Annotated in this window: 19 protein-coding genes; 13 read left to right on the forward strand and 6 right to left on the reverse strand. The window is 56.4% G+C overall.

Annotated elements, in window-relative coordinates; translation table 11 throughout:
• The first annotated feature begins 226 nt into the window (after window positions 1-226).
• From SAMA_RS15560 to SAMA_RS15580, 5 genes are read left to right on the forward strand one after another with little or no spacing between them, the layout of a single operon-like run.
• Window positions 227-496 (forward strand): chaperone NapD, encoded by a 270-nt coding sequence (locus tag SAMA_RS15560; protein WP_011761089.1) that lies wholly within the window; start codon window positions 227-229, stop codon window positions 494-496.
• Window positions 493-2976: a nitrate reductase catalytic subunit NapA gene (napA, locus tag SAMA_RS15565; RefSeq protein WP_011761090.1), complete on the forward strand. Its 2484-nt coding sequence runs from the start codon at window positions 493-495 to the stop codon at window positions 2974-2976. The genes SAMA_RS15560 and napA overlap by 4 nt, the downstream gene beginning before the upstream one ends.
• 40 nt (window positions 2977-3016) lie before the next feature.
• Window positions 3017-3742, forward strand: a complete 726-nt coding sequence (gene napG / locus SAMA_RS15570; RefSeq protein WP_011761091.1) for a ferredoxin-type protein NapG — start codon at window positions 3017-3019, stop codon at window positions 3740-3742.
• Complete coding sequence (gene napH / locus SAMA_RS15575; RefSeq protein WP_011761092.1) at window positions 3739-4650, forward strand: quinol dehydrogenase ferredoxin subunit NapH; 912 nt, start codon at window positions 3739-3741, stop codon at window positions 4648-4650. Before napG ends, napH begins: the two co-directional genes overlap by 4 nt.
• Window positions 4647-5078: a nitrate reductase cytochrome c-type subunit gene (locus SAMA_RS15580; protein WP_011761093.1), complete on the forward strand. Its 432-nt coding sequence runs from the start codon at window positions 4647-4649 to the stop codon at window positions 5076-5078. Before napH ends, SAMA_RS15580 begins: the two co-directional genes overlap by 4 nt.
• Before the next feature lie 75 nt (window positions 5079-5153).
• Here SAMA_RS15580 and SAMA_RS15585 read toward each other — a convergent pair whose 3' ends face one another.
• Window positions 5154-6053 carry a LysR family transcriptional regulator ArgP gene (locus SAMA_RS15585; RefSeq protein WP_011761094.1) on the reverse strand — a complete coding sequence of 300 codons (900 nt, stop codon included), beginning with the start codon at window positions 6051-6053 and terminating at the stop codon, window positions 5154-5156.
• A 142-nt stretch (window positions 6054-6195) separates the two neighbouring features.
• Here SAMA_RS15585 and SAMA_RS15590 point away from each other — a divergent pair, with 142 nt between their 5' ends.
• The 4 genes from SAMA_RS15590 to SAMA_RS15605 all read left to right on the forward strand — a co-directional run bounded on the left by SAMA_RS15590 (window position 6196) and on the right by SAMA_RS15605 (window position 12105).
• Window positions 6196-6822: a LysE/ArgO family amino acid transporter gene (locus SAMA_RS15590; RefSeq protein ID WP_011761095.1), complete on the forward strand. Its 627-nt coding sequence runs from the start codon at window positions 6196-6198 to the stop codon at window positions 6820-6822.
• Window positions 6823-7133: 311 nt separating this feature from the next.
• Entirely contained in the window at window positions 7134-8831 is a 1698-nt protein-coding gene (locus SAMA_RS15595; RefSeq protein WP_157608354.1) for a sensor domain-containing diguanylate cyclase, read from the forward strand.
• A 456-nt stretch (window positions 8832-9287) separates the two neighbouring features.
• Window positions 9288-11330 (forward strand): multiheme c-type cytochrome, encoded by a 2043-nt coding sequence (locus SAMA_RS15600; RefSeq protein ID WP_011761097.1) that lies wholly within the window; start codon window positions 9288-9290, stop codon window positions 11328-11330.
• Window positions 11331-11727: 397 nt separating this feature from the next.
• Complete coding sequence (locus SAMA_RS15605) at window positions 11728-12105, forward strand: hypothetical protein (protein ID WP_011761098.1); 378 nt, start codon at window positions 11728-11730, stop codon at window positions 12103-12105.
• A gap of 48 nt (window positions 12106-12153) precedes the next feature.
• Here the strand turns inward: SAMA_RS15605 and mltA are convergent, their stop codons facing one another.
• Window positions 12154-13266 carry a murein transglycosylase A gene (gene mltA, locus SAMA_RS15610; RefSeq protein ID WP_011761099.1) on the reverse strand — a complete coding sequence of 371 codons (1113 nt, stop codon included), beginning with the start codon at window positions 13264-13266 and terminating at the stop codon, window positions 12154-12156.
• A 144-nt stretch (window positions 13267-13410) separates the two neighbouring features.
• Between mltA and SAMA_RS15615 the strand changes: the two genes are divergently transcribed.
• Window positions 13411-14358 (forward strand): L-threonylcarbamoyladenylate synthase, encoded by a 948-nt coding sequence (locus tag SAMA_RS15615; RefSeq protein WP_011761100.1) that lies wholly within the window; start codon window positions 13411-13413, stop codon window positions 14356-14358.
• Between the two features lie 84 nt (window positions 14359-14442).
• Here the strand turns inward: SAMA_RS15615 and SAMA_RS15620 are convergent, their stop codons facing one another.
• Both SAMA_RS15620 and SAMA_RS15625 read right to left on the reverse strand, forming a co-directional pair.
• Window positions 14443-15297, reverse strand: coding sequence for a pirin family protein (locus SAMA_RS15620; RefSeq protein ID WP_011761101.1), 855 nt, complete (start codon window positions 15295-15297; stop codon window positions 14443-14445).
• Between the two features lie 95 nt (window positions 15298-15392).
• A complete protein-coding gene (locus SAMA_RS15625) occupies window positions 15393-15590 on the reverse strand; it encodes a YheV family putative zinc ribbon protein (protein ID WP_011761102.1) in 198 nt (65 codons plus the stop codon).
• Between the two features lie 135 nt (window positions 15591-15725).
• Here SAMA_RS15625 and SAMA_RS15630 point away from each other — a divergent pair, with 135 nt between their 5' ends.
• Together SAMA_RS15630 and SAMA_RS15635 are read left to right on the forward strand one after the other, a co-directional pair.
• Entirely contained in the window at window positions 15726-17633 is a 1908-nt protein-coding gene (locus SAMA_RS15630; RefSeq protein WP_011761103.1) for an ABC transporter ATP-binding protein, read from the forward strand.
• A 56-nt stretch (window positions 17634-17689) separates the two neighbouring features.
• A complete protein-coding gene (locus tag SAMA_RS15635; protein WP_011761104.1) occupies window positions 17690-18136 on the forward strand; it encodes a TIGR02444 family protein in 447 nt (148 codons plus the stop codon).
• A gap of 141 nt (window positions 18137-18277) precedes the next feature.
• On the opposite strand, the gene SAMA_RS15640 is transcribed toward SAMA_RS15635, so the two are convergent.
• On the reverse strand, window positions 18278-19969 hold the full coding sequence (locus SAMA_RS15640; RefSeq protein WP_011761105.1) for a GMC family oxidoreductase: 1692 nt from the start codon (window positions 19967-19969) through the stop codon (window positions 18278-18280).
• A 9-nt stretch (window positions 19970-19978) separates the two neighbouring features.
• Window positions 19979-20491 carry a hypothetical protein gene (locus SAMA_RS15645; RefSeq protein WP_011761106.1) on the reverse strand — a complete coding sequence of 171 codons (513 nt, stop codon included), beginning with the start codon at window positions 20489-20491 and terminating at the stop codon, window positions 19979-19981.
• Between the two features lie 173 nt (window positions 20492-20664).
• On the opposite strand from SAMA_RS15645, the gene SAMA_RS15650 reads away from it, so the two are divergent.
• Entirely contained in the window at window positions 20665-21642 is a 978-nt protein-coding gene (locus SAMA_RS15650; RefSeq protein WP_011761107.1) for a hydrolase, read from the forward strand.
• The last annotated feature ends 8 nt before the right edge of the window (window positions 21643-21650 follow it).

The raw sequence follows: 21650 nt of genomic DNA on the forward strand, positions 1-21650 counted from the left end.
GCGCTCATCAACCTCTAAAGCGCGCTTAACCGCTGCGGCTTTTTAAAAGTCACTGGTTAAATTTCAAACTGAGAAGCAGATCACGCTCAAAAACATGATCTCTGTCTACAAACCTCTCTGATACCTCCTAGTGGGTATACCCACAAAATTAGCAAGGTCTAGACTCGGAGTTAATTCAAGGCCCCCGGGTCAGCGTTGCTGTTCCCGGTTGTAACGAGCAAACGTCATGACACAGGAATATCACGTCACCAGTCTGGTGGTGCATGCCGCCCCCAGCCAGGCCAATGTCATCAGTGATGCCATTGACGCCCTGCCCGGCGCCGAGGTTCATGCCACCAGTCCCGAAGGCAAGTTGGTCGTCACCCTGGAAGGGTCAACCCAGCGAGCCATTCTCGACAATGTCGAGGCCATCAATGCCCTTAACGGGGTGCTATCCAGCAGTCTGATCTATCACCAATCAGAGCAAGAACAACAAGTGAGTGAGGAAACACCATGAGCATAAGCCGTCGCGAGTTTCTTAAAGCCAATGCCGCCGTGGCTGCGGCCACGGCAGTGGGTGTCACTCTGCCAGTGAAAGTGGTTGAAGCCGCTGAGCAGAAGGACAACATCAAATGGGACAAGGCCCCCTGCCGTTTCTGTGGCGTGGGCTGTTCGGTGCTGGTTGGCACCCGGGACGGCAAAGTGGTTGCCACCAAGGGCGACCCCGAAAGCCCGGTCAACAAGGGCCTGAACTGTATCAAGGGCTACTTCCTGTCGAAAATCATGTACGGCAAAGACCGTCTGGACACGCCGCTTTTGCGCATGAAAGATGGCAAGTACGACAAGAACGGCGAATTCACCCCGGTGAGCTGGGACGTGGCGCTGGACACCATGGCCGACAAGTGGAAAGCCAGCCTCAAGGCCAAGGGTCCAACCTCTGTAGGTATGTTCGGATCGGGCCAGTGGACCATCTGGGAAGGCTATGCCGCCGCCAAACTGCACAAGGCCGGTTTCCTCACCAATAACATCGACCCCAATGCCCGTCACTGCATGGCCTCGGCCGTAGGCGCCTTTATGCGTACCTTCGGTATTGACGAGCCCATGGGCTGCTATGACGACCTCGAAGCCGCCGACCACTTTGTGCTCTGGGGCGCCAACATGGCCGAGATGCACCCGATCCTGTGGGCGCGCCTGTCTGACCGTCGCCTGAGCAATCCCAACGGCAAGGTGCATGTGCTCTCTACCTTCGAGAACCGCTCCTTCGATCTGGCCGATAACCCCATGGTATTCCGTCCGCAAACGGACATGATTATCCTGAACTTTATCGCCAACTACATCATCCAGAACAAGGCGGTAAACAAGGACTTTGTCAGCAAGCACACCAACTTCGCTTTGGGTGTGACCGACATAGGTTATGGTCTGCGCCCTGACCATCCGCTGGAGATGAAGGCCAAGAACCCAGGCAACGGCAAATCCACCCCGATTTCCTTCGACGAATACGCCAAGTTTGTCAGCACCTATACCCTGGAATACGCCAGCGAAATGAGTGGTGTACCGGCAGAGCGTTTGGTTGAGTTGGCCAAGGCCTATGCCGACCCAAGCGTGAAGGTGATGAGCCTGTGGACCATGGGGGTGAACCAGCACGTGCGTGGTGTGTGGACCAACAACATGATCTACAACATCCACCTGCTGACCGGCAAAATCGCCACCCCGGGCAACAGCCCCTTCTCACTCACCGGTCAGCCATCGGCCTGTGGTACCGCCCGTGAAGTGGGTACCTTTGCCCACCGTCTGCCCGCCGACATGGTGGTGGCCAACGACAAGCACCGCGCCATTACCGAAAAACTCTGGCAGCTGCCGGAAGGCACCATTCCGCCCAAGCCCGGCTTCCACGCCGTGCTGCAAAGCCGGATGCTCAAAGACGGCAAGCTGAACTGTTACTGGACCATGTGTACCAACAATATGCAGGCCGGTCCCAACATCAACGATGAAATCTACCCGGGCTTCCGTAACCCGGAAAACTTCATCGTGGTATCAGACCCTTACCCAACGGTGACTGCCATGGCCGCCGACCTGATTCTGCCTACCGCCATGTGGGTGGAAAAAGAAGGTGCCTACGGTAACGCCGAGCGCCGTACCCATATGTGGCACCAGCAGGTGAAGGCACCGGAAGGCGCCAAGTCTGATCTGTGGCAGCTGATGGAATTCGCCAAGCGCTTCACCGTGGATGAAGTCTGGCCCGCCGAGCTGCTGGCCAAGAAGCCAGAATACGCCGGTAAGACCCTGTATCAGGTGCTGTTTGCCAACGGCGTTATCGACAAGTATCCAATCTCTGACTGCAAGGGCGAGCTGAACGATGAGTCCGAGCACTTCGGCTTCTACGTACAGAAGGGCATTTTCGAAGAATATGCCGCCTTCGGTCGCGGCAAGGCCCACGATCTGGCAGCCTTCGACGACTACCACGCCAGCAGAGGTCTGCGCTGGCCAGTGGTGGATGGCAAGGAAACCCTGCGCCGCTTCGTTGAGGGTTCCGACCCCTATGTGAAGGCCGGTGAAGGCTTTAAGTTCTACGGTAAGCCCGATGGCAAGGCGGTGATTTTCGCCCTGCCTTACGAGCCAGCCGCCGAAGAGCCGAACGATGAATACGATCTGTGGATGAGCACAGGCCGGGTACTGGAACACTGGCACACCGCCTCCATGACAGCACGGGTACCTGAGCTCTACCGCGCTTACCCTGACGCGCAGATCTTTATGCACCCTGAAGACGCCAAGGCCCGTGGCCTGAACCGTGGCGACGAGGTAATAGTGGCCTCTCCACGGGGTGAAGTGAAGACACGTGTCGAAACCAAGGGCCGCAACAAGCCACCCCGTGGCGTGGTGTTTATGCCCTTCTTCGACGCCCGTCAGCTGGTGAACAAGCTGCTGCTGGACGCGACCGATCCTCTGTCAAAAGAGACAGACTTCAAGAAGTGTCCGGTGAAGGTGATGAAGGCCTGATAAGGCCGGAATACGCCAAGGCCGTGAACGGGAGAGCACTATGATGACCAGACAACAGAGTAAGACCCAAGGCATTAACCGGCGCCAATTTCTGGCGACGACCGCCCGGCTGTCCTGCGCTGTTGCTCTGGCCGGAGGCGGCATTGCCACAGTTGCCAAATCGCAGCCACTGGGTCCCCAGGCCATCAGGCCGCCGGGGGCACTGGCCGAGCAGGATTTTCTGTCGGCCTGTGTGCGCTGTGGTTTGTGTGTTGAGGCTTGCCCCTACGATACCCTGAAACTCGCCCGCTGGTTTGAGCAGGCGCCCACCGGCACGCCCTGGTTCGAGGCCCGCAAGGTGCCCTGCGAGATGTGTGATGATATCCCCTGCATCAAGGCCTGTCCCAGCGGCGCCCTCGAGCAGGCACTCACCGACATCGACCAGGCGAAAATGGGCATTGCTGTACTGATTGATGAGAAAAACTGCCTGAACTTCAAAGGGCTCAGATGCGATGTCTGTTATCGGGTTTGCCCGCTGATTGACAATGCCATCACCCTTGAGCGTTCACGCAATGAACGCAGCGGCCATCACGCCATGTTTATTCCTGTCGTTAACCCGGATACCTGCACCGGCTGCGGCAAGTGTGAACATGCCTGTGTACTGGACGAGGCGGCCATCAAGGTACTGCCACCCCATATCGCCATGGGTAAAACCGCCGATCACGACACCTATTTCAATACCGAAAGCACCACCCTTGAAATGCTGAACAAGGGGTTTGAACTATGAGCACTGCCAAGGTAAACCAAGCACGCTTTGCCGAGGATGCCATCCGCGAACTCGGTTGGTGGAAGGCGCATCGCTTTTTGCTGCTGCGCCGCGCCACACAACTGACCGTGCTGGCGCTGTTTGCCATTGGCCCCCTGTTGGGGCTGTGGCTGCTCAAGGGCAACCTGTCGTCCAGCTTGCTGCTCGATACCATCCCCATGGCCGACCCGCTGGTCACACTGCAGCTGCTTACCGCTGGCCATGTGCCAGAGGCCAGCCTGCTGATTGGCGCTGCCATTATCGGCCTGTTTTACGCGCTGATGGGGGGACGGGTGTTCTGCAGCTGGGTGTGTCCGGTGAACATGGTGACGGATTTGGCGGCCTACCTTCGCAGACGCTTTGCCCTGCCAAGAACCCCGGAGCTGCCGCGCCAGCTGCGCTACTTTATGTTGGCGCTGGTGCTGCTGTTGCCTGTGGTCACAGGCATCGCCGCCTGGGAGTGGCTCAATCCCGTGCCCGTGCTTTACCGCGCCGTGCTGTTTGGCGCTGGTGCCGGGCTTGGGCTGCTTGTCGCCATCTTCCTTGCGGATCTCCTGATAGTCGAGCGGCTGTGGTGCTCGCACCTGTGCCCCAGTGGCGCCCTGTTTGCCCTCCTTGGCAAGTTAAGCCCGGTGAAGATGACCGCGGTGAACGCCAAAGACTGCAACAACTGCATGGATTGCTTCGTGGTCTGCCCCGAGCGTCAGGTGCTCAAACCTGCCCTCAAGGGCGCAAATCCGATGATTACAGACTCGGACTGCACCCAGTGCGGCCGCTGTATCGATGTGTGTGCCAAAGGCGTATTCCAGTACAAGAACCGATTTACATTCCAGGATAATCCTTTACAGAAAAGCCCCCGAATTGCCAAGAAGGCGGAGAACGAACAATGAAAAGAGTACTCACCTTAGCTGCGCTGTTTGTCGCCATCGCCGGTTGCAGCGGCCAGAACGCCCCGGTGAACAATGAGCCGGTCAATGTCCAATCACTGGCGGGCAGCGCCCAGATCACTGACGTGCGCCCGGCCGATGCGCTGCCCACCTACCCCAAGCGTGGCACCGCCATCGAGCGTAACTACAGTGAGCAGCCACCGCTTATTCCCCACAAGGACGACTACGCCATCACCTTAAATAAAAATGGCTGTCTGAACTGTCACAGCTGGGATAAGGCCGAGCGGATGAAAGCCACCCCGGTGGCCAAGTCCCACACTGTGGATGCCAAGGGCACCCTCAATGGTCACAACTACTTCTGTACCCAGTGTCACGTGGCCCAGGCCGACAACAAGACCGAGCTGGTGGAAAACACCTTCAGCACCAAATAAGCCGGTTGCCATTAACAAAAAGCCCCGCAATCGCGGGGCTTTTTTCGTCAATACAAAGGTATGGATTAAAGGTGCTCAGGCATCCTGCTGCCTGAGGCTCTGACGTGCCGCCGCCGCCAGGGCGCGGTAGATGATGGTGGTGTGTTTGGCCTTGATATTCCAGTGCTGCCAGTAAAGGGCCACGTCCATCCCAAGCCCGGGGCAAAGGTCAATCAGGGTGCCCGACTCAATGAGCTTATCGGCCTGCAAATGCCCCACCAGCCCGTACCCCAAATGCTGCACTATGGCATCCAAAAAGCCCTCCGACGAGGGCACTGTGTGTTGATAAAACCCCTTGGCCGGCATGGAAAAATGCTGAGATAAAAAGCGTTCGTGCAGCCGGTCTTTGGTGGAGAAAATCACCGCTGGAGCCTGACTCAGGGCCGATGTCGTTAGGCCGTTGCCAAAGAAGCGTTCAACAAAGTCCGGGGTAGCGACACAGCGGTAGTGCATCACCCCCAAAAACTCGCTGGAGCAGCCCGCCATGGGATCTGCTGTAGTGGTCACGCAGCCCACCGCATCGCCATTTTTTAACAGGTTATGGGTGTAAGACTCGTCATCCACTATCAGCTTCATCAGCCAGCCGTAGCGGGCAAAGAGCGGGCTTAATGCCGGCAAAAACCAGGTGGCCAGACTGTCGGCATTCACTGCGATGGCAATCTGGGTTGGTTTGCCCGGGTCTTCGGCATTGAGCTCGCTGCCAAGCTCACTCTCAAGCAATGCCACCTGCTGGTAATGACGCAGCAGCCGCTTGCCGGCAGGCGTTGGCGTAACCGGCACAGAACGAATCAGCAGCGACTGACCTATGCGCTCTTCGAGCTGGCGGATGCGCTGAGATACCGCCGACTGGGTGATACAGAGCACCTTTGCACCGCGCTCAAAGCCACCGGCTTCCACCACTGCCGCCAGCGCCTTTAAATTGGTGTAATCCAGCATGCCTCATCCTCGGCCGTCATTGTCTGTTAACAGACCCAAAACATCATAAGAGTTACTAATATCACATAAAAAACATTAGTTATCTTAATTATTTTGTCTTGGTTAAGCTTCGCACAATTGCTACCGATTTGAGGAAAACCCAGTGGAAACCGCATTCGTTCAGGGGCTGGCCATAGGCGCCAGCCTGATCATCGCCGTCGGCGCCCAAAACGCCTTTGTCCTCAAGCAGGGGATCATGCGCGCCCACAGCCTGCCCATTGCTTTGACCTGCTCGCTGATTGATGCGCTGATGATTGCTGCCGGTGTGGCCGGGCTGGGCTCACTTATCCTGGCGTTTCCCGCCCTGAAACATGGGGCAACCTTCGGCGGCGCTGCCTTCCTGCTGTGGTATGGCACCAATGCCCTGAAGGCCTCCTTCAGCGATAAGGAAATGGACTTGTCCAAGGCGACAGGCGCAGGCAGTCTCAAGGCGGCGTTGATGACCACTCTGGCCATCAGTTTTTTGAACCCGCACCTGTATCTGGATACCGTGGTGCTGCTGGGCTCCATCAGCACCCAGTTCAGCGGTGAAGCCCGGCAATGGTTTGGCGCAGGCGCCATTCTGGCATCCTTTCTGTGGTTCTTTACCTTAAGCTTTGGCGCCAGACTCATGGCCCCTATGTTTGCCAGGCCCGCAGCCTGGCGCTATCTGGATCGCTTTATTTTTGTGACCATGTACGCCATTGCCATCGCGCTGCTATGGCCCTACGCCAAGGCGCTGCTGGTCTGAATCCCATCATATTTTGTGACCATGTACGCCATTGCCATCGCGCTGCTATGGCCCTACGCCAGGGCGCTGCTGGTCTGAATCCCGTCATCCGCTGCCGCATCGCCTCCTGCCACGGGGAGCCTTTGCGGCAGCGTAATATCGCCACCAGACCTTTGTCAGAAAGTCGTATGAATCTCAGCCCGCTGTGCGTTGCCTCCCTGTTAACGGCTCGATAAAGCCATTGAGGTCCTTTATGATTGGCTATCTGTAGCCATTTATTTAAATTGGATTTTTTGATGCTTACGCGCGCTGTGTCATTGCTGACAAGGATAATGTTACTGCTGATGTGCGCCTCTGCCAGCTCTCTGTGGGCATCAGAGCCCGGGCAAATTGCCGACAGAACCATTGAAGTGGGCGAAGGAGACGTGGCGTTGACAGAATTCGCCACCGGCTATTTTGTCGACCCAAGCCAGCAAATGTCACTGGCGGAGGTACAGCTGCAGGATTTTATCCCCGGCGGCAGCAGCATCACCCTGGGCACCAATGCCAAGACGACCTGGTCGCGGCTTGAGGTCCACAATACTGCATCTCACAGTCGGCGCTTATTCATCCATCACCCCCACGCCTACCATCTGCAAAGCATCAATTTCTATGAAACCCGCCAGAATGAGCTGCTGAGCCAGGCCGATATTCACCTAGACAGGGACGAGTCGCACCCCATGATGTTTGGCGGCAGCGCGGTATATGCCTTTGACATTGCCGCCGGCGAGCGCAAAACCATCTACATCAAAAATGTGACCTTTTCTCACCAGTGGTACAGCCTTGCGTTATACGACGAAGAGCATTCCAAACGAGCCTTGGTAGGCAGCGGTAACTACATGGCACTGCTGGTTGGCATGATGTTGGCGCTGATGATTTACAACTTCTTTTTATATCTGTCGGCCCGCAAAGTCGAAAATGTGGTGTATGCCCTTTACCTCATTTCGGGCACCATCTGGGTGGGTTTGTCTTATGGGGTGGCGGCCAACTTTCTGGGCGTTTACAGCGCGGCCTTATTGCAGCTCAACTCAAACCTGCTCAGCATGCCCAGCTTTTTGGTGCTGTTTATGATGCTGATTTTCGAGACCCGCCGCCGCTACCCCAGGGAGCATCTGGCGCTGAGCCTGATGCTGACACTCCTGGTTGCCGACTTTATTTACAGTTTGTTTGATGTGGTCGGAGCCCTCAAGCCCGCCAGCAGCCTGGCGGCCATGATGATGGTGGTCACCTTTGGTGTGTCATTGTCTTTGTGGCGTAAAGGTGAGCCCCTGGCCAAGTATTTCCTGCTGGGACATTCGATGTTTATCATCTTCAATATGTCGGCCGTGTTTTATTACAAGGGCTTAAGTCAGGCCAATCAAATCAACAGTCATGGTGTCGGCATCGGCATTCTGCTGGAAGCATTGATGATGGCCTTCATCCTGTCGTACCGGATTAAAACCCTTGAGCAACTCAAGGCCAAACAGGGGGAGCTGAAGCGCCAGGCAAACACAGATCCCATGACGCACCTCTTTAACCGACGCTACTTTGATGTGACCAGCCCGCTCTTGCTGACCGAGGCCAAAGCGACAGGCGCCCACTGGACCCTGTTGATCATCGACATAGATAATTTCAAGTCCATTAACGACACCTATGGTCACCATGTGGGGGATCTGGTGATAATCGAATTCGCCGCCGTACTCAAACAAAACCAGCGACCTCAGGATATCGCCTGTCGCTTCGGTGGTGATGAGTTTGTGTTGCTGCTCAACTGCAATTTGGACAACGCCACCCGCATTGCCGAGCGCATCCGTGCGAACACCGAAAGGCTGCCGATAACCACTCAGGAAGGTGAAAAGCTGCACTTCACCGTGAGTATTGGGGTGCATCCTGTATCATCCAGCGCTGACAACATGCAAGAAGCGCTGCAGGGCGCCGATGCCGCTTTGTATGAGTCCAAGGGGCTTGGACGCAACAAGGTGGTCAGTCGCTTGAACGGCTCAGCGGCATAGCCTGCTCCTGAACTTGTCACTGATGTATTAACAAGTCGGTGGCAACGTTTGCTCACAGAAGTTATCCAGTAAAAGACACCTTGCCGCCCTATTGAAGTTGGCGGCGAGCCCCCGAATTCATACCTGATTGCCCTCTCTGCATCCCCTTAACCACACTTTTCGCGTGTTGTGAAAACCTTTTGCGTATCAAGCGCTTTTGTTACCGATTACATTAAACCGGCAACTATTTGTTAAAAATGAGACCTATCTCCAAAGTGGTATTAACAAATGCTGCCCAGGTCAAAAACCGTTCGGCCCGGTCATCGTACTATCCCTTTCGAGGCATTGTGCACTCAATAAAAATTAAAAGTACCCAGCGTTTGTACGATGTGATCCACGGCGTCAGGTTCAGAGTCTTACCACTCTGCCTGGAGCGGGCGCCAAACATCACAACCTCTGGGGCAAAAGGAGATTATGATGAGAAAATTCACCTCCAGAAAGCTGGCATATCTGGTAGCCCTGGTGCTGACCGGGGCTTTGGCAGGTTGCGGTGATGATGGTAAAGATGGCGCAGACGGTGCACCCGGTGCCCCAGGTACACCCGGCACCCCAGGTACTCCGGGCGAGCCTTGGTCACCACCACCTGTTACCACGTCCACAGTGACCAATCTGAAAGTGATCAACTATAGCTTCGAAGAGGGAGCTATCAGCTACGAATTTGAGATCACCGATGAAAACAACAACCCAATCAATGGCCTGGTGAACGCACAGGCTAAAGTGGCGGCCCTGACTTCCAAAGGTTTTATCAATAACCGCGATGAAGCCGATATCAACGGCATCGCCGACAATGTTGCTATTGGCGGCGCGGCGACTCAGGCCACCGAAGGCGCGGTCCTGACTGTGATTGACGATGGTCATTACAAGTTCAGCGCCCCCATGAAAGGCGTTAATGCCGGTACCGAAGGCATCGTCTGGCTGCGTGTTGGCGGTAACGATGGTATTGCCACCTCAGCACCTCTGGTGGTGAACAAGCCCGAAGGCACTCACTCCACCACGACAGAAGCCTGCTTCTCCTGCCACGTGGATTACTCCACCAGCCCACGCCGTCACTCAAGCTACGTGGCACAGGGCATGGACGGCGAAGTTGATTTCGTTGAAGGCTGTCAGGTATGTCACGGCCAGGTGAGCCGCAATGTGGTGAACGAAGAAGGCTTCTCCGTTGGCGGTTATGCCAGAAATACTCTCTCCAAGATTGGTCACATCAATCACCAGGAGTTTGAAACCGGCTTTAGCGTGATGAACTGTAGCTCTTGCCACAGCGAGCCAACTATCAATGTCGGCCTCACCGGCCCTGGCTGTATCGACTGTCACGACACAGGCGGCATCCCAGGTGATATTATCCCCGGCAACGGTGCAGATCTGCGCAAGCTGCACGAAGGCAAGACTGCCATCACGTCCAACAAAGCGATTAACGACAGCTACAAGGTCACAGGTACTGCACCAGCCTGGTTCCCTGATTCAGGTCTGGCAGGTCAATGGTGTACTACTCTGTCGCTGTATAAGGTAGATGCTCAGACCGGCGCTGAAACCCTGGTTGACCTCCATGAGCTGTTTGATGATACCCAAACAACTCATAATCCTGACAAGCCAATCAACTACGTGGGTTCCTACCTGCACGGCGTGTATAACGACAGCGTCGTTGGCCGTATCACCGAAGCCTATGATTACAGCTACGACGCCGAAGGTCGCAAGACCATGTGTTATGCGCAATCTGCCGGTCACGGTGTGCCACATGTTGTCGGCACAACACCTGATCTGTCAGCTTGGACCGGTGCAGGCCTGATGGCATCACTGCGTGTCAGCTTCACCGCCAAAGACTTCACAGGCGCCGAATCTGATGTAGTGACTATCCATGGTTACACCGATGTGGCCGCTCAAGCCGATGGCGCTGTGACAGCTTACGAGCGTCGTCATAACGTCGACAGCGAGTCTTGCACCACCTGTCACAACAGCGAAGCCAACTTCCACAAGAATGGTAACTTCGCCGAAGGTGGCCTGGGCTGTGTGGCCTGTCACAACAACGGTCAGGACCGTCGTGCCGGTGGATCAGGCCCAGGCTTCGGCCCCATGGTTCACAGCAAGCACTGGGGTGTGGGCAGCAAGAGCGTAGATGCGGACGGAAACGAAGTATCCAACGCCGCCAGCGCCATTGCACCTGAAACCAGCTGTGTGGCCTGTCACGCCGATGGCGCCATGGACCTGAACGCGATCCCCAACCAGTTCATCAAGGCCCGCGCCTATGGTGTCAGCAACAAGATGGCCAGCCCAGTAACGGCCAACTGCTATGCCTGTCACACCAAGGAATCGGCCCTGAGCCACATGAAGTCCATGGGCGGTACCATCTCTGATGACGTACCTGCAACCGGTTGGTACACCCTGTCTACCCAGGAATCCTGTGCCGTTTGCCACAACCCTGGCAATAGCGCAGGCATTGAAAAGTATCACAAGTTTACTCGCTGATACCGGGAGCTGAGCCAGAGCGATACCAAGGTAATACCTCAGTCGCTCTGGTCAGGCAGGTAAAAACGGTAATACAAAGCGCCTCCTGAATGGAGGCGTTTTTTTTGATGATTTCCCGGCCCCGCGACCTCGGTTACCACAGCCTCAGTTGCTGCGGCCTCAGCTACTGCGGCCTTTTTAGGCCCCTTGGTCCACAACCCTCAGTCCGCAACCTCCACCTTGCCTGCGAGAGCGGGTCATCACAGTGGGACTATACTCACTGAAACCTTAAGAATTGGCGCATGCACAGCGCCAACACCCAAACTTTCACTCAAGCTGTTTGAAACACCTGCACTGACAGGAGCCAAGCCGTTGCAGGCATGGCCCACGGCAAGACCTGAGCTTCGGAGAATCCAAAATGGACAGAAAGTTTATTATCAGCGCCCTTTGCTATGCCATCCTCGGCATGTGCCTTGGCATCTACATGGCCAAATCAGGCGTTCACGGTCACAGGGTGACCCACGCCCACATCATGCTGGCGGGATTTGTGGTGTCTTTCATCTATGGTCTGTGCCACAAGCTCTGGCTGCCCGGAGCAGCGGGAGCGCTGGTACAGGGGCAATTCTGGCTGCATCAGCTGGGAGTGCTGCTGATGTCAGCGGGATTGTTTCTGCTCTATGGCCAGCACATTGAGGTGGCCACCATAGATCCTGTGCTGGCCATCTCGTCGTTTATGTTACTGCTGGCGATGGTGCTTATGCTGGTGCTGTTTTTAAAAACACCCCAACAAACTTAGCGGCAGGTGCCTGTCACAGGCTTACCTGTATGTCGCTGGCTGATGAGGTCAGGGCGTCCCCGGGGTGACACTGGAGCCTGCGCCCAGTCCCAGCCGCCATACACGGCCAAAGTGTTTGTAGTGCCCTGCTGCCATTCCGGCCTCGGGCCCCATGCCGTGGTAAAGGTCCAGGTGGCCGCCATCCACAGCGCCCCCGGTATCCAGCGCAATCAGCAACCGGAGTTCATGCCTGCCGGTCCAGTTGCCTACGTCATCGAGCAAAGGCACCTCGGCCAGCAGCGGCGTGCCCATGGGCAGCAGCTGTTTATCGGCCGCCACGGCCGCCATGGGTAACAAGGGAATACCTGCACTGCCCAAGACATCATGGTTGGGCCGTGCCTGGAAAAACACAAAGGATGCATTGTGGGCGAGCAGTTGCTTCACTTCGTCTTCAGAATGGCTGTCGGCCCAGGCTTTAATGGCCCGCAGCGACATTTGCTCTTTTGCCACTTCACCCTGTTCAATCAAAACTTTACCTATGCTCCGGTACGCATGGCCATTTTTACCGCCATAGCCCAGGTATTGCAGCTCGTCGTTATCTCCATAATGGACAAAGCCTGAGCCCTGCACTTCCATCAGAAAACTGTCGATAAGGCTGTCGCTGTAGGCCAGCTCCAACCCCTGCCCCGACAGTGCTCCCTGTAAAATGGCCTCGCGGCTTGGGCATGGCGAGTTGTGTTTCACACAGTCGGGCACACCATAAAGCGGGTATTGAAAGCGGCTGTCGGGGCTATGGCGCACCTCCAGCACTGGAGAAAAGTAGCCGGTAAAGAGCACATGCCCCTGGCGATCGGCGCCACCAAACTGGGCCGCTTCAATCCCAAAATTCCCCAGTGAAAGCGGATCGCCACCACTCTCAAGCCACTGAGACAGCTGCCGGTAGAGGGGCGCGTAACGGGAGGCCAGACGCGGTGAACGCTCAAGCACCAAACTGCTTTGGTCGGCAAAGCGGGTGTAGTTGCGATTGGCATCGGATTGCACCGCTGCAACCCAATTGAGCGGCTGCTGGAGTTCACCATCCAGATAACGCTTGCCAAGCTCCCTGTCTGGCTGACTTGCACAGGCACTGATAACGGCAGCCAACACGACACAACTCAGAGATTTAAACGGGGCTGATTTCACCTTTGGCTCCAAACCGGTAAATATTGCGGCACCATGCCAAAAATCCCGGACAAAGGCAAAGCCATTCATCATGGAGAGCCAGTTTCGGCTTGACTGATTCTGGTCAAATTTTTACCATACGCGGCCAGTTTTTCAGAGGTGCGTATGGCGCAAATCACCGACCAAATTTCCCTTGCCGTGGCTGCCCTTAACCGGGGTGAGCTGGTGGCTATGCCCACAGAGACCGTGTATGGCCTTGCCGCCGATGCGGGCAACGCGGATGCCGTCGCCAAGGTATTTGCCTTGAAGGGGCGTCCGGCGACCAATCCGCTGATTGTGCATGTGGCCGACGCAAGCTGGATTAATGACTGGGCCAGCGACGTGGGACAGGACGCCGAGGCGCTGATGGCAGCGTTTTGGCCCGGGCCACTGACTCTGGTTCTGCCTGCCAAGACCTATGTATCCCGTGCTGTCACCGCCGGGCAGAATACGGTTGCCCTGAGAATGCCGGCTCATCCCCAGGCGCTTGCCTTGCTGAAGGATTTTGGCCGCGCCCTGGTAGCCCCCTCGGCCAACAAGTACATGTCCATCAGCCCCACCAGCAGCGACCATGTGGCGCGCCAGTTTGCCGGTGATGAACTGCTTATTCTGGAAGGTGGCAACTGCAGGGTGGGGCTTGAATCCACCATAGTGGCGCTGCTTCCCGGTGATGAACCCAGATTACTGCGCCCGGGCATGGTATCAGTTGCCAGTATCGAAGCCGTGCTTGGCCGCCCGGTTGCTCAGCAAAGCGGTGGCGTGGTGGCCCCCGGGCAGCACCACAAGCATTATTCCCCCGGCTTACCCTGCTACCGATATGGCGCAGAATCTGATGTCAGCCACTTGCTCCAGGCCAATGACATCGGCTGGATTTTCTGCGGCAATGCAGTACCAGTAGCCGGAAAAGCCATAGAGCTCGGCGCAGACCCCGATGCCTATGCCCAGGGGCTCTACGATGCCTTGTATCAGCTCGACCACGAAACCCTCAGTGCGATTTATATCGCCGAGCCGCCACACAGCAGTGAATGGCAAGCCGTGCAAAACCGTCTTGAACGTGCAGCCAAGCCACGCTAAAAAGCAGCTGTAAAAATTACCTGTAAAAAAGGGGCCCTGCGGCCCCTTTTTTGTATTCACAACAGTGGACTAATAAATGGATGGCTATTTGGGCAATTCGAGGGAGCCAAAGCGACCCGTCTGATAATCATGGATAGCCTGACGGATTTCGGCCTCTGTGTTCATCACGAAGGGGCCCATGTGCACTATTTTCTCGCCGATGGGCTCACCGGCAAACAGCAGCATCCCGGCACCTTCCTCTGTGGCAACCAGCTCAAGCTCGCCGGGCTGCAGCACTAGGTACTCGCCACTGAAAAATGACCGACCATCCTCGCAGTGCAGTGCGCCCTGATACAGATACAGGCCAACGAAGCCGCGCTCGCTCAAATCCAGACTGGCACGGCCGCCCGGCGCTAATGACAAATCTGCCACAGCCCCATTCGCGGCCAGGCCCTGTACCAGACCATCGATCGCCTCGCCTTCAAAAAGCCAGCGCCCCGCCAAGGGATAAAAGTCTGCTCCCCTGCCCGAGGGATATCTTTGCTGTGTCAGCTCAGTACTGTCGAGATAACGGGCCGGACGCATCTTGTCCTGTGCGGGCATATTGAGCCAGATTTGAAAGCCGTGCAGGCCATCGCTTGCATCGGCCAGTGGCATTTCCGAGTGAATGACGCCCGACCCCGTGCTCATCCACTGCACGTCACCGGCACGAATGGCGCGCACGTTGCCCATGTGGTCGCGATGCTCAAAGCCACCCTTGCGGATATAGGTAAAGGTCTCAATCCCCCGGTGCGGATGGGGCGGGAAACCGCCGATAAAATCGCTTTTATCGTCCGAGCGGATTTCATCGACCATCAGAAAAGGATCGAGCTGTAAGCGCTCAAAGTCTGCCACCCGGCGGATGTTGACTCCATCGCCGTCCATGGCAGGACGGGAAAATAGACGTGTGTTGATCTTCATGGCGAGTTCTCCAGTGCAATGATGACAGCATAGCGCCCGCCAATACGAAAGAACATCGCAAAGAAGCGGCTTAACATATCGATAAAATCGAAATATCAGTCCGGTTTAAACACCCCAATCACGGCACCGGACGCCTTCTGGGCGACCTTTTCTTCGGCCTGCTGCTCGCGATAATCGCACTCGACACATTCCACGGTTTCAACCCCATGGTCTTTGAACAGCACTATGCTGTCGCTCGCACCGCACTTGGGGCACTTGGCACCGGCCACAAATCGTTTTCTGGAAATACTCATACAGGGAAAATCCAACAAAAGAATGCCGCTATTGTGCCACAGCTTACGCAGGCAACCCTAATCCCGGCTTCGCGCTGGATGCCGGGCCTGAACTTGGTTATTATTCTGCCCTTTATATCTGTATGTGGACCCCAGATGATCACCCTGTCCCAGGCCCAGCTTATCCGTGGCAGCAAAGTACTGCTGGATGAGGCCAATCTCACTATTTACCCCGGTCACAAGGTCGGCCTTGTTGGCGCCAATGGCACCGGCAAATCCTCATTGCTGGCATTGATCATGGGCAAACTCAGCCTGGACAAGGGCGATATTCAGGTACCCCGCGAGTGGCGCATTGCCTCTGTGGCTCAGGAAACCCCGGCACTGGAAGTCTCGGCACTGGAATATGTGCTCGATGGCGACATGGAGTTTCGTGAACTCGAAGCGGCTTTAAGAAAAGCAGAGACCGATAACGATGGCCATGCCATTGCAGACCTGCACGGTAAGCTTGATGCCATCGGCGGCTACAGCATACGTGCCCGCGCCGGCGCCCTGCTGGCGGGTTTGGGCTTCAGCGAAGAAAAGCAGTCGGTCAGCGTGAAGAGCTTTTCCGGTGGCTGGCGTATGCGCCTTAACCTGGCTCAGGCGCTGCTTTGCCGATCAGAATTGTTGTTGCTTGACGAACCGACCAACCACCTTGATCTGGACACCATGTTCTGGCTCGAGGATTGGATCAAGAGCTACCCGGGCACCCTAGTGCTCATCAGCCACGATCGCGACTTTATCGACGCCATTGTGGATGAAATCGTCCATGTGGAAAACCAGAAGCTTAACTTCTACAAGGGCAACTACAGCACGTTTGAGCGCACCCGCGCCGAGCGTATGGCGCAGCAGCAGGTGGCCTTTGAGCGCCAACAGCGGGAACGCGCCCACATGCAATCCTTCGTCGACCGTTTCCGCTACAAGGCCAGCAAGGCCAAGCAGGCACAAAGCCGTTTGAAGGCATTGGAAAAGATGACTGAGCTCTTGCCCGCCAAGGCCGACAGCCAGTTCTATATGGAGTTTCGCGAACCCGCCAGTCTGCCAAACCCCTTGGTGGCCATGGAAAACGTGTCTGTGGGTTATGGTGAAACGCCCATCCTCGGTAAGGTGCATTTAAATCTGGTGCCCGGTGCCCGCATTGGTCTTTTGGGCCGCAACGGCGCCGGTAAATCGACCCTGATTAAATTGCTGGCGAGCGAGCTCAAACCGCTCACCGGCAAGTACGAGCCCAACCCAGGCCTCACCATTGGCTACTTTGCCCAGCATCAGCTGGAGTATTTGCACATGGATGACAGCCCGCTGATGCACCTGCAGCGACTGGCGCCCAGCCACCGAGAACAGGAACTGCGGGACTTCCTCGGTGGTTTTGGCTTTAATGGCGACATGGCACTCTCGCCGGTCGCGCCCTTCTCCGGCGGCGAAAAGGCCCGTCTGGTACTGGCGCTGCTGGTGTGGCAAAGCCCCAACCTGCTGCTGCTGGACGAACCCACCAACCACCTGGATCTGGAAATGCGCCACGCTCTGACGCTGGCACTGCAAACCTTTGAAGGTGCCATGGTGATAGTGTCCCACGACAGGCACCTGCTCAGGCTCACCTGTAATGACTACTATCTGGTAGATGCCGGTCAGGTCAGCAGTTTCGAAGGCGACCTTGAGGACTACCATCAGTGGCTGCTGGATGCCGCAAAGGCAGCGGCCGCCAAGGCCAGCGATAACGATGCAGAGCGCCCGGCGCAGGACAAGAAGCAGCAAAAGCGACTGGAAGCTGAACTGCGCCAAAAGCTCTCGCCCCTGAGAAAGCAGCAAACCAAACTCGAAGATGAGCAGCATAAAATCGCCAGCCGTCTCGCACTGATTGAAGAACGTCTGGCCGATACCAGTTTGTATGAGGCGCAAAACAAGGCGGAGCTGACTAAAATACTGGCCGAGCGAACCACTCTTGGTCAGCAGCAGGAAGAAAGCGAAATGGCGTGGTTAGAGCTTCAGGAGCAAATTGACGTTATCGAACAGGCCGCCCAGCTCTGACGCAGCACGAATGTCGGCACCCATAAGTCCGTCACAATGGAATAAGGAGTCTCCCATTGATATCTGAGGAAGTATTCACCCGCGAACTCTGGCAAGCCTGCGAGGCCCATTACAGCCTGCATGAATCGCTTTGCCTGTCGCTGCAGGATGACTGCCAAATCAATGTCAATCTGTTGTTGCTGGCGAGCGAACTCGACCGGCGCGGCACAGGGCTCAACCAGAGCCAATGGCAAATGCTGATTGTCGAAGTCGCTGCCTGGGACGAGCGCCTGATAGGTCCCTATCGTCGCTTGCGGCAGTTGGCCAAAAACAGCCTGAGCGAAGACGAATACCGTCAGATGCTGGATGTGGAGCTGATGATGGAGCGCAAGGTACAAAATCTGCTGCTCCATCGTTTAAACCAACTGCCCACCAGCCAGGGCGAAGCTGATAATCTGATGCTGCTGTTGGCAGAGTTCGGGCTTGATATTGAGGTAGCCGCCGCGCTCATCCATCAAGATTAAGTCAGCTGGCGACACCGCCAGTAACACCTTAAAAACAAGCAAATAAGCATAAAAAAGCGCCCTGAGGCGCTTTTTTTACGGACCATTCAATCATGTGTATCGAGGCTGGCTTCTGCCTCAGGACGTTGCCGCTGTCAGCAATTACGGCTGTGCTGCAGCAGAGATAGTTTGCGCCGCCGTTTCCGTCACAAAATCTGCCTTCGGGGCGGCATCAGGTGCTGTTTGGGGCGGTGTGCTCCCCGGCGCCAAACGCCCCGCCAGAGCCGTGGCGTTTTTAGCCACCATGCCATAAATCGACAGCTGCGGATTAGCCCCCAAACTGGTTGGAAATACCGAGCCATCCATCACCGACAGGTTTTCCAGATAGTGGCTTTGGCCAAGACTGTCGACCATGGTCTTAGTCTTATCTTCACCCATGGGACAACCACCCATCACGTGAGCCGAGGCCACCACGGTTTTGAGCGGCGCCAGCGACATATCGGCAATGGCGGCCTTGGCCTCCTGCCAGGAATTCAAATAGCCCACGCCTTCACTGATGGGCAGCACCCTGCGGGCACCGGCGGCAAATTGCAGCTCGGCCATGCTGGCAAAGGCGGCTCTGGCCGCACGCCAGAAAGGCTCAGTCAGCGGATAGTCGAGTTTAAAGCCCTTGCCTTCCAGACCGACGCTGCCGCCCTGGCTCTGGGAATGAAATCCGTCACGCACCAGGGCTATTACCACCTGAAGCTGATTGAAGTTGGCCATCAATTCCGCATGGCTCTTGCCAAAGCCCAACGTTTTGGACGCAATCAGCACTGGATGAATGGGCGGCACTTCAAGCTTGTAACCCAGTTCACCGGCTGCGCCATCTCGCCAGACAAACTGATCCGAATAAATCGACTGGGGTGCGCCGCTGTGGCCATTGATAGCCTCATCAAAGACGGCCCCCGAGAGTACCGTGGGATGTAAAAAAGTACGTTTCCCCAAAAGCTGCATGGGGTCGGCAAGCCCGGAGCGCATCATCAGCACCGGGGTGTGAATCGCGCCACCGGCAAGAATATAGTGCCGCGCCTTGAGCATGAGTTTTTCGGGCCTCAAAGCCAAATTCTGGTCCAGCGCCCGCACCCAAATGCCAAAGACCTTGTCAGCATGATGCTCTATCTGAGTGGCCTCAAAACGACTCAACAGGGTTGCCCCCGCCGACAGTGCCGCGGGAATAGTGGTGACCAACATGGATTGCTTGGCATTAACCGGGCAGCCCATACCGCAATAGCCGGTATTCCAGCAGCCAAGCACGTTACGCTTGATAACTGTGTAGTCCCACCCCAGTTGCTCGCAGCCACGGCGCAGCATGCCATTATTTCTATTGGGTTCGAACGCCCACTGACTGATGTTGAGCCTGGACTCCATCTGTTCAAACCAGGGCTCAAGCTCATTGGCTGACAGGCCCTGTACCGCAAACTCAGATTGCCAGTAGGCCAGGGTTTCGGGGGGAGTACGTATGGACGTGGTCCAGTTTACCGTGGTTGAGCCGCCCACAGCGCGGCCCTGAAAGATACCTATCGCCTTGTCGGCGGTTTTCATGGCGGCGGCCTGCTGGTACAGATTGGGATACGCGGTACGTTCTTCCATATCGAAATCCCGGGAGGAACGCAGTGGGCCTTTTTCCACCATGATCACCGACAGCCCGGCCTGAGTCAGGATTTCGGCCGCCACACCGCCGCCGGCACCCGTACCAATGATCACCACATCGGCTTCGAGGGTCTGTGGTTTATCACTGCCCTGATACAGAGCACCGTCCAGATGTTTCCAACCCGACGCCAGCCCTTCATAAATAGGATCAACAATTGCCATCAGGGCTCCTTAAGACTTGATGCCCGGCAGTTCAGGCTTGGCGTAATTGAGCAAGGTCCAGTGCTCAGGGCAGCTGTAGAAACTCGCCAATACCAGCTCCCTGAGCCCGATATACGCCTGATTGAACAGGGCAAGACCACTCTGACGCCAGCTCTCCAGCTGATTGGCAAGCTCGACAGGACTTCTGAGCAAAAGCGGCGTCATGTTGCCGGTCAGCAGCAGTAACCCCAAACGATTTTCAAGCAAATCAAGCAGCTGCTCCAGCTCGTCTCGCTGAGATTCGGGCAGCACAGAGATGGTAGCCTCAATGGCATCCAGGGTACGATTGACCGCAGCTTCACGGGGCACAGCCATCTCCGGCAAGGCTCCTTCCAGCAGCACAGGCATCAGCAGGCTGAACAGAATGCGGTGTGGCTTATCAGCATCCTCTTCCACGTCCAGCTGTGGCTGGTACAGGCTGACGCCCAGGGCGAGTGCCGCAGTGCCCCCCAGAGCCGTCAGCAAGAATTTGCGTCTATTCATTGGTTTTGCCCAAAAATGAGGTCGGGTGTTCAGCACAGACGCAGACGTCGACTGAGCTGTCAGTTATGGCAAGAGGAAGAGACAACAGCAAGAGGTTTCTGCCTTGACCTGCTCGTGGTTATAATGGCTCAAATTAAACATACGTTTTATTTCAGGGCAACCCTTTCCAGCCAATGACCTCCCAATTCACGCCTCCCTGGTGGGCCAAGAGTCCCCACATACAAACCATCTTGCCGGTGCTGACCAAGCGCCCCACACCAGCGCTGCGCCGTGAACGCCTGGAATTGGCAGACGGTGATTTCCTCGATTTGGATTGGCTGGGCCAGCCCGATGAGGGCAAGCCGATTGTGATGGCCATCCATGGGCTGGAAGGCAGTGCCCGTTCCCACTACGCCAGCAGACTGTTACATGCCTGTGAGGCCCGGGGACTTGCCGCCGTGGTGCATCACCATCGCAGCTGCTCCGGTGAGTCTAATCGGCTGCCGCGTTCGTACCACAGTGGCGATACCCAGGACGTGGCCCACAGCATTAACCACATTCGTGCCCGTTATCCAAACAGCCCCATACTGGCCGTGGGTTACAGCCTGGGCGGCAATGTCCTCGGCAAGTTTTTGGGTGAGCAACAAAGTGATAGCCCCATCGCCCGCGCCGTGGTGGTGTCGGCGCCGCTGCGCCTGGCGGCCTGTGCCAAACGCCTGGAAAAAGGCTTCTCCCGGGTGTATCAGTCATATCTCATTCGTCAGCTTCAGGCCAAGCTTGCCTTTAAAGTCACAGACACTCGCCTGGGGCCCGCGATGCCGGTTCACGCCCATGAAGTGGCACAACTCTCGACCTTTTATGACTTCGATGACAAGGTCACGGCGCCACTGCACGGTTTCACCGATGTGCACGACTACTATGACAGGGCCAGTGGCCTGCCATTTCTGCGACGTATCACCACGCCCACCCTGGTACTCCATGCCGCGGATGACCCCTTTATGACCGACGCGGTCATCCCCCGCGCCGATGAGCTTTCCAGCGCCGTGGAATATGAGCTTAACCGCTACGGCGGCCACGTGGGCTTTATCAATGGTGGCAGCCCGTGGCGGCCACAGTTTTACCTCGAGCGGCGTATCCTGGATTTTTTGCAGGCCGTGCCTGCTGCAAAATAAGGACCGCA

The sequence above is a fragment of the Shewanella amazonensis SB2B genome (assembly GCF_000015245.1).
Classification (GTDB): domain Bacteria; phylum Pseudomonadota; class Gammaproteobacteria; order Enterobacterales; family Shewanellaceae; genus Shewanella; species Shewanella amazonensis.